The following is a 14,483-nucleotide window of genomic DNA, read 5'->3' on the forward strand; positions in this document are numbered from 1 at the left end:
CGCAGGCGATAAGGCCCAGCAGATTTTCCGAATACCGCGCCCGCACCGCAAGCCAGACGAACTGGCTGGAGCATGTACCGATCGCCACCCAGCCCAGCAGCGGTGCCGCCTGCACGAAGGGCGACGAGAACGCCAGGAAATAGGGAAGCAGCTTGCTGAACGCAGTGCCTGCAAGCCCAGCGACGCATATCAACATCAGGGCTTGTTTATAATCGACGGAACCGGCCTCGATCAGCTCAGCGCCACCGATCGTGGTTACCGGCACGACATCGAGGTCTGGCTGGATGGCGGCGCCGATCCAAGCCATGGCGGCCGTGATAGCCGCAGCCAACACGAACTTCGCCGGCGCATCCGCGCCGCCGGCGATCAGGATCGGCGCGATGCCGAATGCCACGCATATTCCGGCGATCCCCGAAGCGACGTGCCGCTGCGCAACGACCCGCCGCCGTTCCGCCCCGCTGGTGGCGATCCGGGCGCCCAGGGCATTTTGGGCCACGTCGAGCAACGGATAAGTGCACCGGAAGAGGGTCAGCGAGCCAAGGGCGCATGCGAAGCGCCACTCGTTCTGCACGAGACTGCAACCCGCGAAGGCCACGAACGCCCCGCCGGCGATCGATGCCCCCAGCAGTTGATAGCGGTTGGCGATGCGCGCGGCATTGGCGTTCCGTTTCAGCCAATACCCCGTCACTGCATCGATGATGGCGTTGCAACCCAGCGCGATTCCCAGCACCAGCGACATGGTCAACGGCGGAATATCGCACTGCTCGGTCAGATGGAAGGCGAAAAGCCAGCAGCTGGTGTGCCACAGCATGCTCTTTGAAAAATGGCCAAAGAGGTAGCGTGCCCGCGACGAGCTCAAAACGGCCTCACCGCGCTGCGCTTGGATGTCCGCCGGAGCATAGCGCCGCATAGGCTTACCTGATGACGGTTTGGTTACATGGGCGTTCTTCGGCGAATGCGAGTTGGCGATGATGAGCCGGCGGTCTTTTGCGCCCACCCATAACCCGCGTCCCCGAAAGCCTTCATGCTTTCGGATTTACACCGGCGTGACGGATACCGGCAGGAGCGGTCATTTGTGGACTGGCGCGCAAACGGCGAAAGTTGGGGCACCCCGTAATTGATTTAGCCACCCTCGTGCTTGGTACGAACTCGCCTTGGTGCGTCAATGCAGCAAAGAGACCAATGTCGATTTATGCAGGGTTGGATGTGGATGATAAAACGAGGCATATCTGCGTGGTTGATGCCAAGGGCAAGGTGTTGCGGCGCGATGTTGTGGCGAGCGATCCCGATGCCCTGGGCAAATGGCTAAGCCGTCATTGCGTCGATCTCGTACGCGTGGTGCTGGAGACAGGTCCGCTTTCGACGTTCCTTTACCATGGTCTGGCTGAACGGGGCGTCGCGGTCGAGTGCATCTGTGCGCGGCATGCCACGCGCGTCCTTTCCGCGCGGGTAAACGTCCACGATGCAGAAGGGCTCGCGCAGCTGGCCCGCACTGGCTGGTTACAAGCGCATCGACATGAAGGCATCAGCAACGCACATCGAAAGGGCAGCCCTGCGCATCTGGACGCAGTTGATCACAGCTTGGACAGCCATGGCCAACCAGTTGAGCGGGCCCCTGAAGCTGTTCGGCCTGCGCATGGGAGCCGCCCAGCACGACCGCACTCACGTAACTTGCTGGACAGCCTCACGCCCCAGCTTAGGGTCGTCGGTGAAGAATCCGTCCAATCCCTCGGCCAGATACAACCGGATTTCCGCGATGCTGCCAGCCGGATTGCGGGCGGCGTCGCCGGCAGCGTCACGGAAATCGGCGGCGAGGAAACGGTTCTCCGGCCGGAAAGTCCAGGTGCCGGCCAGCAGGCCAGCCCGATGCGCGGCTGCGGCTAGACCTGTCGAGGCGCCCAGCCGGCCCGCGGCGTCGAGCGGGATGTAGGCGCGGACCGGGGGTGATAGCCAATTGGCATAAGTGGCGATTTCGGCGAGACCGGCTGGCGTCAGCATATCCGCGTAAGTCCGCCGGAGCCCGGCCGCGACGAGATCATACGGGGCGTTCTGCGGGGCGTCGATCAACTGCATGAGTTGAACGTTGGCCATGCCCGCCAGTTTTGGACGCAGCGCTTTCAGATTGCCGACCTCAAACGACTGAATGACGAGCGGCGCTCGGCGCAGGTAGCCGCCAAGACCGATCATCTCCAGCAGGCGCGGCTCCAGCGGAAGGCCGATGCCGGCGAAGTAGGTACTGTGCTTGATTTCAGGGATCAGCCCGATCGGGCGCCCTCGCGCTGCTGCTTCGGCGGCCGTGAAATCGACGATTTCCTCGAAGGTGACGACTTGGAAGGCACCGTCGTAGGCCTGGCTTTCGGGCCGCATGGCCTTCAGCCTTTCGCGCGCACGCAACTGCTTGAGCTCAACGAGGGTGAAGTCCTCGGTGAACCAGCCGCTTACCTTTTGGCCGTCGATAATTTTGGTTGCGCGGCGGCTGGCGAACTGCGGCCGCGCTTCGACGTCGGTGGTTTCGGCAATGTTGTTTTCGTGCCGGGCGACAAGAACGCCGTCCTTCGTAGCCACCAGGTCGGGCTCGATGAAATCAGCGCCGTCTTCGATCGCCTTGGCATAGGAGGCGAGCGTGTGTTCGGGCCGCAGCGCCGAAGCGCCGCGGTGTCCGATTACCAGCGGCGGTGCCTTGCGCTTTGGCACAGCGCTTGCCGGAAAGGCGGCGGCGCAAGTGAGGGCTGCGCCGCCGATCAGGGTGGTGCGTCTCGAGAACATCGGACTCAATAGGCCGCCGACAGGGTCAGGAACCACTGGCGCGGCGCGATCGGATAGGCCGAGTAGCTGTTCGTGGCCGATCCGATCGACAACGTCGATACGCCCTTCTTGTCGGTGAGGTTGGTGACGTTGAGCGCGAGTTCAACCTTTTGCAGCGGCAGGACGTCATCCGGGACCTTTGCGGCTACGCGCAGCGAGGTCAGGAAATACGAGGAAACGCTGGTATCGTTAGTGAAAGTGGCGAAGCGGCGGCCGACATAGTCTCCGGTGGCCTGCACTTCGATCGGACCGATGTTGAGAGTCGCGACCGTCTTGTTCATCCACTTCGGCGTGCCGGGCAACTGCTTGTCGCAGGTCGGCACGATCCCGCCCGTGACCACGAAGCCGCCGATGCAGGTGTCGGTAGCGGCGCCGATGCCCAGCGCGGTCGAGGTGTAGTCGTTCTGGTACTTGGAGAGGTTGTAGGACACCGCATTGTAAAGCGAGAAAACGCGCCCGGCGCGAAGCGTGATCGCCGCGTCCACGCCGTCCGTCTTCACATCGCCGACATTGACCAGTGTTGAGGTACCGCCGGTGATGCCGCTTCCCGCGATACCGCCCGGATTGGTCGGGATGGCGAGTAGGCGATTGCTGAAATCGACGTGATAGTAGTTGACCTGCGCCTGGATCGCGAAGCCGTTGGAGAACGTGCGGCTCGTGCGCAGGCCTGCCTCGTAGGTCCAGCTGGTCTCGGGCTTGCCTTCGTCGGCAAAGGCATCGAAAGCCGCCTGGCTGCCGGTGAACCAGGGACCGCCGCCTCCGGCGAGATAGGCCTGGTATTGGCGCAGGTTCTTCTGGACGTTGAAGTAGACCTGCTCGTGGCCGTTGAAGTCATAAGTCGCCCCGAACGCCGGCAGGAACCAGTTCTTCGTGTTGATCTTGCCTTCGGGCAGCGCGGTGGTACCGCCCAGCGAGCCGACGCGCGGCTGCACCGGGAAGCGGCCGCTCGCCCACTGCGCGCTGGTCTTGAACCCGCCCTGGACGAGCAGCCGGTCCGTCGCCTGCCAGGTGTCCTGGATGTGGAGCTGAAGCTGCTTGATCCGCGCCTCGCCCTGATACTGCGTGAACAGCGGATCCAAGACGTCGCCGGGGCGGACGTAGGGCGTGCTCAGGGCCGGGTCCGAGACGGGCACCGCGTACCAACGGCGCCACTGCGTGGTGCTGTTGTGCTCGAACCAGCCGCCGAATTCGATCCTATGGGCGCCCAGTTCCATATTCATCGCCGTGATCAGGCCTTCACGGTCAATGCGGTATTCGGTGGTGCGGGTGATCATGCCCGAGCCGCCGGTCGCCGCCACCAACGCGGCGCCGGATGCTGCGGCCTGGGCATTGGTCAGCGCGGTGCAGGCAGACGGGCGGACGCCGTTGTTATTGGCGGTGAACCGGCAATTGGTCGGCAGATTGGCATAGTTGGGATCGAGATAGGCCTGAGCCGTCGTGATCGACTGGCCTAGCGGGCCGGCGACGACGCCGGCGCCGTCGTTGTGGTGATAATAGCCCGTGGTCGACCAGGTGATCTTGTCGGACAGATTCGCATCATAGCGTACGTAGCCGAGATAGTCGGTGCGCTGGGCATCCGAGTAATAATTGCGATAGTTGCTGCCGTCGGCGGCCGGGGAGTTGCCCAGCGCGGTCAGGTAGCCCGTGCGGTAGCCGTCGAAATTGGGATAAAAGAACGGCTTCGTGTAGGGCGTGAACAGCTGCGCCGGGGTCGCCGTGCCGCCTGCGGAAGGTTTGAAGAACACGGTCGCATCCTCGTTGGGCTGCGTCATGTCGTTGTAGTCGAAATACAGCGTTAGCTTGCCGGCATCAGCATCATGCACGAACTTCGCGTTGGCCTGCCAGCCCTTCTGGATGCCGTTGAAGTCCCAGGCCCGCGCCCTCTGGCGCACACCCGAGATATAGCCCGAATTCCCGCCGCCGATGTCGCCGCTGTCCACGCGCAGGTAGGTGCGCGAGGTGTCGTAGCTGCCCACGGTCTGGGCGCCGCGAATGCTGAACCGATCGAGAGGGTCGGACGAGAAGGTCTCGACCGTACCGCCCAGATTGCTGTTCGAAGGCGTCGCAAGATCGCCGGCTCCGGTAGCCACGACCACCCGGCCCACATTCTCTGAAATGACCGCGCGCTGCGGGGAGAGACCGTTGTAGTTGCCGTAGCTCTGGTCGCCCAGCGGGATCCCATCCATGGTGTAGCCGAGCTGGTTGCCGGCGAACCCGTGAATGAAGATCTGCGCGTTCTGCTCGTTGTTGCCCCAGGGATCGGCCGTGATGTATAGGACGCCCGGCAGGGTCTGGATCGCCTTCAGGGGCGAGACGCCGGGCAGGATCTTCTGGATTTCGGCTTCCGAAATCGCCGTGGCAGAACGGGTGGACTTGGCGCCAGTGACGATGATCGAACCCTCGCCGGCGGCATCGCTCGCAGCAGCGGTATCGGGCAGCGCGCCTTCCTCACCCGCTATTGCCTGCGACGCCGTGCAAAGGGCGAGAGCCGTGCCGGCCAGCATCGCCAAGCGAGCGCTATGCGCCAGAGATCGAAATCCAGACATACGGTTATGTTCCTCATCTGCGGGACCGCATCCGCACAGAGCGCCGTTAAGCGAGGATCGTGACGGTTTGACTTAAGTTTGATGTCGTAATGAATTCTGTCGGAGGTTGAGCGCTTGATCCGCGCAGTACCGGTGTTTCCAGGTGGGGAGATGATCCCGAGGGTCGTCCCGGGTTCGACGGCAACGGCCATCAAAGTGGCTTGAGTGTCCAATCAGTATAAGGCCATGGCCCCTAATGAGGCCCTTCATCCGTGATGTGGAAAGCATTGAGCCGTCAAGGCGTACGCCTTCCTTCTCGAGTAGAAAAAAGCGATCGACCGCTGGCTCGGGGAATATGACCTCCGGGACAAAGTGGAGTGCATCCGTCGACTGCAAAAGGACGTTTTGACCAACGCGTTCGTCAACACACGATGCGCCCTCCAGCAGGAAGCCGCTCAGGATGAAGCGAGTATTGAACGGAAACGGTCCAATTGCATCATGGCCCAGAAAGCGCGGCCCCGCCTTTAGCGTCGCGATCACCTGCTGATCCTTCAATTCGAGCACCGCCACGTGATGTGCGATGTCGGCTTCGGCCGGTAAATGTCGAAGGAACCGAGCGCCTGGAATTTGGCGTTGATACGGCCGGACGCAATGCAATCACATTCAAGTCGATATTGGCATTAGCGTCGTTCCCGCGAACTGACCGGAATGGCAATAGTTGGTTGGCAGCTGCCGACCGCAGCGCGCCCATCCCCGTCACTTAACTCCTCGGATGCAGCTCCCAGAAGCGGTCACTCGTAACCACCTTAACAGCCATGAGGTTGAACTGATGCGGTGGATGCCTCCCTTCACCGGGCATCGTATGATGCTCAATGGCGCCATGACGGTGCCCGAAGGAGGAGCATATGGCGAATGCACACATGCTGTCGATCGACCTCGCGAAGCGCAGCTTCCAAGTCTGCGCGACTGATCGAGCAGGGTCGTGTGTGGATGCCTCCCAGATTGCAAGGTGATTTTCTGACTTTGCTCGGCAGAGCGCTTCATCGGTCGTGTGTCAGGCCTCTGATGTGGCTTGCTGACGCCACGGGCCGTTATGCAGTTCGAACGATGCGGGCCACATCGGTTCAGCGAGCTCGGTTTGCTCGGGCACCGGGACTGGTTAGCCGTATCGTGAACATTGAAGTCCTTGCCGCATAGTATCAGTCGATCTCCTTGTCGGGACCGAGGCCCCGAGCGCTATGGCAGTTACGCCATCACGCCAAACGGTAATCTTCTTCGCGGGTCATCATCGCCCAAATTGCCCGCGCCATTTTGTTCGCCAATGCTACGGCGACCACCATCCTGGGTCGGCGAGCCATCATGCGGCCCAGCCAGTTATCGGGGAGAACGCCTTTGCGCACGATCCATCGTATCCTGCTCATCGCTCCGACGACGAGAAGTTTGCGAATGTCGCTTTGACCCATTTTGCTCATGGACCCGAGGCGGGATTTTCCGCCCGTTGATCGCTGCTTCGGCACCAGGCCGAGCCATGCCGCGAAGTTTCTGCCGCTGGCGAACGTCCGCAGATCTGGTGCAAACGCCATGATCGCACCGGCGGTCACTGGGCCAACGCCCGGCACCGTGCACAGGCGGCGAAGCTCGACGCTGACCGCGATGGCTTCCCGTAGTCTGAGTGAAAGCTCGTCAATCTTCGCGGACAGGGTGTCGATGTGCTCGAGTTAGAGGCCTGCGATCCCCCGGATACTGGGAGGCACGTCGACATCCTCGTCGTCCATGGCTGCGCGGATTTCCTTCAGATGAGGAACTCCTTGGGGGAATACCAGGCCGAACTCAGCCAAGTGTCCTCGTAGCGCGTTGATAGTCTGCGTCCGCTGGCTCACAAAACACTGATGAGTGCGATAGGCCACAGCTCTCGCTTGATGCTCCGCGCTTTTGACCGCAACGAAATTCAGGTTCGGGCGCACGGCAGCTTCGGCAATGGCCGCCGCGTCTGCCGCGTCGTTCTTCTGCCGCTTCACGAAAGGTTTCACGTAGATTGGCGGGATCAGCCGAACCTCATGACCTTCTGCGCCGGCAAATCTGCCCCAGAAATGGCTCGTCGCGCACGCTTCCATAGCAACGATACAGCAGGGATGCTCCTTGAGTAGTGCCTCCAGCTTAGATCGGGAGATCGTCCGGTTATATAGAACCGACCCTGCTCGATCAGTCGCGCAGACTTGGAAGCTGCGCTTCGCGAGGTCGATCGACAGCATGTGTGCATTCGCCATATGCTCCTCCTTCGGGCACCGTCATGGCGCCATTGAGCATCATACGATGCCCGGTGAAGGGAGGCATCCACCGCATCAGTTCAGGTCGAGTTAGAGTTGCCGGCTCAGGATCGATACGTCGCTCAAGGAACAGGGCCGTCGACCTATATTCGTGACACTGACGCAAATCGGGTCGAGCTAAAAGCGCCTCAAGCCGACTGACGGCATATTATGTATGGATTTCAGCCCATACATTATGGCGCCGCAGCCATTGACCCAACCCGCTCTTTGGGCGGAGTTAAACGACATTCACGTCAAAACATTTGCAGATCTAAGAAAAAGGCCTCCTTTTTCCATTTATTGCATGGTTATTGCATGGATTCATAATCCAAGGTATATGCAAGACAGAATCATCAAGCCCGTAGAGGTTTTGTGCGATGTTGAATCATGACCATGCCCCTGACAATAAAGGGCGCTGGATTTTTCACTGCGGCCTGAAAGGGCTTTGCCCCAAATGCGGCGAAGCGTCCATGTTCCGCAAATGGCTGAAGCTACAGACCAAGTGCCCCAATTGTGGTCTCAACTATAACTTCGCCGCGCCTGACGATGGGCCAGCGTTTTTCTCGCTGTGTATTGTCGCATTCCCGCTGACGTTCTTCGTCGTCTGGCTTCAGGTCGCTTTTGAGCCACCTATCTGGGTGCACCTTATCACGTCCGCACCATTGATGACGGTCGGCTGTGTATTGCCCTTGCAGTACATCAAAGGCTGGCTTGTCGCGTCGCAGTACGTGAACAAGGCGCAGGAAGCCGGGACCGAGAACCTTTGGGCGCAGCTACATGCCCGAGCTGAAGATGAGGAAAAGTGATATGAGTGGATCGGTGGCGTCAACAGCAACCGGCAAAGGCCGAGGTGTCAATCTTGCTGCGCAGCTCGTCTCGGACCTTTACGATGCAATCAATCGTCCGGACCTTTCCGGCATGATCCGAGAGGGCAAGGCTGACGATTTCCCTGAAATTAAGACTGCCGCTGCCTTTCTGGAACAGGAAACAGTGCGCCTTGATCGATACGAGGTTGCTCTTCGTCAGTATGCCGATCCTGGTTTTTGGGAGGGGGTCGGTTCGGGTTTACCGCTCGCGGTATACGATGGCGGGGAAATGGCGAGGAATGTCCTTGCCGGTCGCCCGGCCTTCTATCACCGAGACTGATAGCGCGAACGGCATCAAACGTTTCTAGAAGGTCATCATGCAATACTGGAATCCCGATCTGACCACGGCAACTGGGCCGAAGTATCTCGCGATCGCAAGTGCGATTGCACGAGACATCGAGACCGGAAAGTTGCGCGTGGGTGATCGATTGCCCCCTCAGCGGGCTCTAGCCGAGGCATTGGGTTTGGATCTCACGACCATTACGCGCGCCTACGGTGAAGCCCAGCGCCTTGGATTTGTGGAAGGTAGCGGCCGTCGTGGCAGCTTCGTGCGTGCAAAGCCTTCAGTGGTGTCGAGCATGCAGATTGAGGATGCGGGCGACACAGGAATGAACGCTCCGCCCGAAGATTTCGGCGGAACTCTGGCAGCGGCTTTCCGTGACTGCGCCTCCGCTTTGCTGAGCCCGGAGCACGGCGGATTGCCGTTTCAGTATCAGCGCAGCGGCGGTGCCGCATCGGTGCGAAAGGCGGGTTCGGATATGCTAGCGGCACGCGGCATTCCTTGCTCCGAGGACAGCGTGCTGGTGGCCGCTGGCGGCCAGAATGCCCTCCATGCTATATTCAGCGCTGAGCTCAATGTCGGTGACAGGCTGGCAGTGGCCCCTTACGCCTATCCCGGTCTGCTCGCACTTGCTCGCAGGTTCGGCATCGAATTGGTTCCTGTAGCGAGCGATGACGACGGGATGCTTCCACGCGCTTTGGATGAAGCATGCTCGGCAGCGGAGGTGCGAGGCGTCTACCTCGTTCCCACCAATGACAACCCTACTGCCATCACTATGCCTTCCGACAGGCGTATGGCGATCGCACAGGTCATCACGAAGCATGGGATCCTATTGATCGAGGACGACGCCTACGGCTTCCTTCCCGCTCAACCCTTGGCACCTGTCGCATCGCTCGCACCGACAAACGCCTGGTATATCGCGAGTGTATCGAAGGTGCTTGCGCCCGGACTACGTGTAGCCTGGCTGCGCGCTCCTGACGTCGCCGGGGCGTGGCGTCTGGCTGCCGATATGCACGAAACCGCCATCATGGCGCCGCCACTCAATGCCGCGATCGTTGCTGAATGGCTGCGCTCGGACCTCTTCGAGCGGCTTGTCGGCGAGGTCCGGGACGAAGCCGCTTCACGTCAAGATCTTGCTCGCGAGTTTCTCGCCCCTGGGACGTTCCGCGCAATGGACTGTGGCTATCATCTATGGATAACCGTCCCTACCGATCTCGACGTTCGCCACATTGCTGACGCGCTGCGTCAGCATGGACTTTCAGCCATTCCGAGCGAGGCATTCGCGGTCGATCGCGCGATGGCACAAGCAGCGGCGCTGCGAGTCTCGATTGGTGGAAGTCTATCGCGAGAGCGGTTGCAGCGCGGTCTTCAGCTGCTTTCGGCCCTTGTAAGTCCTCAGGCTCCCCGAAAGGTAAGCCTAGTTTAACATAACGCATTAGAGTGCTGCTTTCCGGGCACGCAACAGCGCATTTGCGCGTTGTCGTGATGGTTTGCTGCGCCTGTGATGCCCATTTCGGAGCTCTTATGGGCGACGAAGCACTACTTTTGGCCCGGGTGCAATTTGCATTCACGGTTTCGTTTCATTTCATCTTCCCTTCGTTTTCGATCGGTCTCGCTAGCTTCCTGATGGTGCTGGAAGGTCTGTGGTTGAAGGCGGGACGGGGCGTTTACGCCAACCTGTATCGCTACTGGCTGAAAATCTTCGCCGTAGCCTTCGGCATGGGCGTCGTCTCCGGAATCGTGATGTCCTATCAGTTCGGGAGCAACTGGTCGGTCTTCTCCGATAAGGCCGGGCCGGTGATCGGTCCGCTCATGGCCTACGAGGTGCTGACGGCTTTCTTCCTGGAAGCGGGCTTCCTCGGGGTGATGCTGTTTGGCATCAACAAGGTCGGCCCTCGGCTGCACTTCTTCGCAACCTGCATGGTGGCGCTTGGGACGTTCATCTCGGCCACCTGGATCATCAGCACCAACAGCTGGATGCAGACCCCGACAGGCTTTGCGATCAACGCCCAGGGCCAGTTCGTCCCTGCCGGCTCCTGGCTGCCCATCATTTTCAATCCGAGCTTTCCCTATCGGCTCGCGCACGTCGTGCTCGCGGCCTAGACCACCATGGTCCCCTGCTCGCCCTTGCGGACATGCCCGCCTGCCTCCAGTGCCTGCCGGAAGGTCAGCCAGCGCTGCGAGGAATAGCCGCCCGCGATCCCCTCTCCCCACAGGAGCAGGATGTTGATCCCGGAGTACTGCCGCCCGGTCAGGGCATTGCGAGGAAGCGCCGGGCAGCCCGGCACTCCATCCACCCTGCCCCAAGGCTGCACCCACGGCAGCCGCCCTTCCTCGAGCTGGGCGATGATCTTGGCTGTGACCGTATCGTAGAGATTGGACCGCTCGGCCTGCGGTGACACGCGGCGGGATGCCTTGCGCTGTCTGCCGCCAGCGCTGCGCGGGGAACGGGAAACCATGCCTTGCCTCCTGACACCGCCCCAATCCAGCATTGGTCCCCCGCAGGAGCGGGGGTGGGCGGCGAGGAGACGCACAGGGTCCGCGCATGAGCGGTTCATGCACCCGAAGGGCCGCAACGCACGTGGAGGAATGCCGGCCTGCCGGCATTTGCATGGGCCGCGCGCGGGCCCAGGACGGCGACGAAAGCCCACCTCCGCTCGAAGGGAAGGACCAACGCCCAACGCCGCGTCGCGCAGCGCGCGCCTGTATCAGGCAGGCCCGCCTGCCGCACGCGCCAGCGATCGAAACCGGATGGCCGAGACCTGTCTTGCAGGGCTCGGCGGCGCTGGCCTGCAAGGTCGGCGACGTGAGAGCGCGCTCGCACAGCGAGGCGCCCCTCCGGGTCTCTCGGTTCTCAAGGGATCGCTGCAACCACACAATTCCGCAGGGATCAGATGAAGGCGTGAACCTTCGGGATTGTCATCGTAGCTGGTTCCATCTCGGCTGGCACGATGACGCGATGGCGTGCATGGGATCGGGCATGATCGCCATTCCCCTGCTGCTCGCCTCCGGCCTTTGCATCGCGACGGTGCATGACGGCGACACCATTCGGCTCTGCACCGGCGAGAAGGTGCGCCTCCAGTCGATCGACGCGCCAGAGGTGCAGGACTCGCCTCGGTGCGAGCCAGCCCAGCGGCAGCGCCTCGCCGGCTCGAAGAATCCAGCCTGGTGCGATTTTGCGAAAGGTGCGGCCAGCCGGGACGCCCTGCAGTCGTTCCTGCTGACGGGGCGCGTTTCCATCGAGCGCTTCGGGAAGGACCGCTATGGCCGCACGCTGGCAAATATCTATGTCAACGACCGCGACGCGGGCGAATACCTGATCAGGCGAGGGTTGGCGCGGCGCTGGGGCGAGTAACCGAGGACGGCTGCCTGTCCTTACCCTCGATACGAACTCATATCAGCCCGAGGAAGCGAAACTGCCTGACGATGTTCTCGATTTCCAGGTGGCAGAGGCACGAAATCTGTACGCCGATACAAATCGGGTGTCGCGGCCGAGGGAGATGGGCTGCGCTGCACTTCGCGGCTACCGCAGGCTTGCACCTCAGCCGCGCCTGGTGTCCACCGCGACACGCGACCGCGATGTCGCAGCCCCATTCCGACTAGGCGGAGACTGTCTCGAACCGTTTCGTTCCCATAACCGTCCCATAACGGATTTCAGAACAAATGCGGAACATATAACATTGTGTCATTCCACCAAGGAGTGATTCTGCGATGCATGCACTATCGAAGATGGATGGTCCGCTTGACCTCGGAGGCTATGAGACCAGTTCGAAATCCTTGCCTTTCGGGCGCTGGGTATTGGAACAGTCCGAGCGAGGCGGCTTCATTGGCCAACTCGCCTCCATCGCAAAATCGGATCGTGGGTTCCCGAAGGACGGCAACCCCGATGCGGTCCGCAAGCGCCTGGGAGACACCGGCGCGGATCCAGAAATGTTCGAAGCGGTCGACGACGCCGAGATGGATTGGGTATCCTGGTGACCGGCCCGATAGCCGACGATGCCTTAATCGCGCTGGCTCAGCACCGCTTCGACCAAGCCGATAGGGCCGACGCCACGCATGAGGACTGCCGCCAGCTGCGCGACATTTTTCCCGCCGTTCTGCAGCGCCTGCGGGAGAAGGTGGAGATCACGCGCGATCTTGTCTGCATCGAGGACAACGACCTGTCTGATGCGGCGAGGATCGCACGGTTGGCCAACACCGAGCCGAAACAGGACGATCAACTGCAGCTATCCCTTACGCATTTTTGAGCCTCCGCCGATCGGGGCATGAACCACGTAAACCAGGCGGATCCCCCAGACGTTCCTATCCTGAGGAACAGTCATGGTTGACGTGAAAACCTGGGCCCGGCGCACGTTCCGCAAGCTAGCGCCGGGCCACTTTATCAGCATCGAGACCACCAAGGTTTGGATACTACCTGGGCGGAGAATATTTTCAGATCGCAGCAACCGTTCTTGCCGGTCTGCCTTTATCACATACCCTCATCCTGGTTGACCTAACCCGCAACTGGAGATTCCCTGGGGCCTGGTCGCGGGATGTATCTTCTACACCGGCCAGGCCTCATTTTTTCGTCACCTTGATGAAGGGTGACGATGCACGAATTGGGAACGGGAGGATTGCTTGATAACTGGACGTCCGATTATGGAGCGCGCTTTCGAGATCGCTCGAGAAGGCAGCTGTAAGAACCTGCAAAGCCTGGCTATCGCACTTGCGAAAGAGGGCTTCACCAATGTCGATTCTCATTTGGAGGGACCGTCTCTGCGAAAACAGTTGGGCGCGCTGATGCGAGCCTCCTAAATCAAATGGGCGGGGCTGCCAGTCCTCACCCGCCTATCCGAGAGTCGGCCCTCTTGAACGTGGAAACGTTCCGATCCATCTGGCTGGCGTAAGTCCGAAACATGTGAGCCGAAGAGACGATGACGACCGAGACGTTTGCCGCCCCTGAGACCCGCGCCTTCGAGGCCGATGTTTCCAAGCTCCTGCACATGATGGTCCATTCGGTCTATTCGGACCGGGACGTGTTCCTGCGCGAGCTTATCTCCAACGCTGCCGATGCCTGCGAGAAGCTGCGCTACGAAGCGATCTCCCGGCCCGAACTGCTTGGCGACGACGCCCAGCCGCGCGTCACCGTGACGCTGGACAAGGACGCCGGAACGCTCACCGTCACGGACAATGGCATCGGTATGTCCGCGATCGACATGGCTGAAACCCTGGGCACCATTGCCCGGTCGGGGACGAAGGCGTTCATGGACAGGCTCGCCGCCGACAAGAACGGCGAGGGACAGCAGCTCATCGGCCAGTTCGGCGTGGGCTTCTACTCGGCCTTCATGGTCGCGGGCAAAGTCGAGGTCGTCTCCCGCCGCGCGGGTGAGGACGAGGCGGCGAGCTGGGCATCCGATGGTTCGGGCACTTACACCATAGCTCAGGTCGATCCCGCTGCCGCTCCCTTGCGGGGAACGAGGGTAACGCTGACCTTGCTCGACGAAGCGAGAAGCTATGCCGAGCTCTACACCATCGAACGGATCGTCAAGGCTCAGTCGGGCCATGTCCCGGTGCCGATATTCGTGGAGGAAACCGGGAGTGAGGAAGAAGCTCGGCAGCTTGCCGACGGCGCAGCGCTGTGGGCCAGGTCGAAGTCGGACATCAGCGAGGATGAGTATGCCGACTTCTATCGCAGCGTGGCGGGGCAGTTCGACAAGCCGGC

Annotated in this window: 11 protein-coding genes and 3 pseudogenes; 8 read left to right on the forward strand and 6 right to left on the reverse strand. The window is 61.2% G+C overall.

Features of this window, described 5'->3' with window-relative positions; translation table 11 throughout:
• From ACYPYD_RS19050 to ACYPYD_RS19070, 5 genes and pseudogenes are all read right to left on the reverse strand, one after another.
• Positions 1–997, reverse strand: a 997-nt coding sequence (locus ACYPYD_RS19050) for an MFS transporter (RefSeq protein WP_459664857.1), incomplete at its 3' end; no start/stop codon positions are given.
• A 665-nt stretch (positions 998–1,662) separates the two neighbouring features.
• Positions 1,663–2,766, reverse strand: a complete 1,104-nt coding sequence (locus ACYPYD_RS19055) for a glycerophosphodiester phosphodiesterase (RefSeq protein WP_459664859.1) — start codon at positions 2,764–2,766, stop codon at positions 1,663–1,665.
• 5 nt (positions 2,767–2,771) lie between these two features.
• Positions 2,772–5,309 (reverse strand): TonB-dependent receptor, encoded by a 2,538-nt coding sequence (locus ACYPYD_RS19060; RefSeq protein WP_459664873.1) that lies wholly within the window; start codon positions 5,307–5,309, stop codon positions 2,772–2,774.
• Positions 5,310–5,423: 114 nt separating this feature from the next.
• On the reverse strand, positions 5,424–5,900 hold the full coding sequence (locus ACYPYD_RS19065; protein WP_459664860.1) for a hypothetical protein: 477 nt from the start codon (positions 5,898–5,900) through the stop codon (positions 5,424–5,426).
• 683 nt (positions 5,901–6,583) lie between these two features.
• Positions 6,584–7,597, reverse strand: a pseudogene (locus ACYPYD_RS19070) (IS110 family RNA-guided transposase).
• Between the two features lie 416 nt (positions 7,598–8,013).
• On the opposite strand from ACYPYD_RS19070, the gene ACYPYD_RS19075 reads away from it, so the two are divergent.
• From ACYPYD_RS19075 to ACYPYD_RS19090, 4 genes and pseudogenes are all read left to right on the forward strand, one after another.
• Positions 8,014–8,442 (forward strand): DUF983 domain-containing protein, encoded by a 429-nt coding sequence (locus ACYPYD_RS19075; RefSeq protein WP_459664861.1) that lies wholly within the window; start codon positions 8,014–8,016, stop codon positions 8,440–8,442.
• Complete coding sequence (locus tag ACYPYD_RS19080; protein WP_459664862.1) at positions 8,414–8,782, forward strand: hypothetical protein; 369 nt, start codon at positions 8,414–8,416, stop codon at positions 8,780–8,782. Before ACYPYD_RS19075 ends, ACYPYD_RS19080 begins: the two co-directional genes overlap by 29 nt.
• A 37-nt stretch (positions 8,783–8,819) precedes the next feature.
• Positions 8,820–10,208 carry an aminotransferase-like domain-containing protein gene (locus ACYPYD_RS19085; RefSeq protein ID WP_459664864.1) on the forward strand — a complete coding sequence of 463 codons (1,389 nt, stop codon included), beginning with the start codon at positions 8,820–8,822 and terminating at the stop codon, positions 10,206–10,208.
• Between the two features lie 98 nt (positions 10,209–10,306).
• A pseudogene (locus tag ACYPYD_RS19090) lies at positions 10,307–10,882 on the forward strand (cytochrome ubiquinol oxidase subunit I); the annotation flags it as partial.
• 2 nt (positions 10,883–10,884) lie between these two features.
• On the opposite strand, the pseudogene ACYPYD_RS19095 reads toward ACYPYD_RS19090, so the two are convergent.
• Positions 10,885–11,241, reverse strand: a pseudogene (locus tag ACYPYD_RS19095) (ArdC-like ssDNA-binding domain-containing protein); the annotation flags it as partial.
• Between the two features lie 521 nt (positions 11,242–11,762).
• Between ACYPYD_RS19095 and ACYPYD_RS19100 the strand changes: the two are divergent.
• The 4 genes from ACYPYD_RS19100 to ACYPYD_RS19115 all read left to right on the forward strand — a co-directional run.
• Positions 11,763–12,137 carry a thermonuclease family protein gene (locus tag ACYPYD_RS19100; protein ID WP_459664866.1) on the forward strand — a complete coding sequence of 125 codons (375 nt, stop codon included), beginning with the start codon at positions 11,763–11,765 and terminating at the stop codon, positions 12,135–12,137.
• Positions 12,138–12,493: 356 nt separating this feature from the next.
• Positions 12,494–12,760, forward strand: a complete 267-nt coding sequence (locus tag ACYPYD_RS19105; protein WP_459664868.1) for a hypothetical protein — start codon at positions 12,494–12,496, stop codon at positions 12,758–12,760.
• Positions 12,757–13,029, forward strand: a complete 273-nt coding sequence (locus ACYPYD_RS19110; protein WP_459664869.1) for a hypothetical protein — start codon at positions 12,757–12,759, stop codon at positions 13,027–13,029. Before ACYPYD_RS19105 ends, ACYPYD_RS19110 begins: the two co-directional genes overlap by 4 nt.
• A 666-nt stretch (positions 13,030–13,695) precedes the next feature.
• The coding region (locus ACYPYD_RS19115; RefSeq protein ID WP_459664871.1) for an ATP-binding protein at positions 13,696–14,483 on the forward strand (788 nt) is incomplete at its 3' end.

This window comes from Novosphingobium sp. 11B (genome assembly GCF_054589055.1).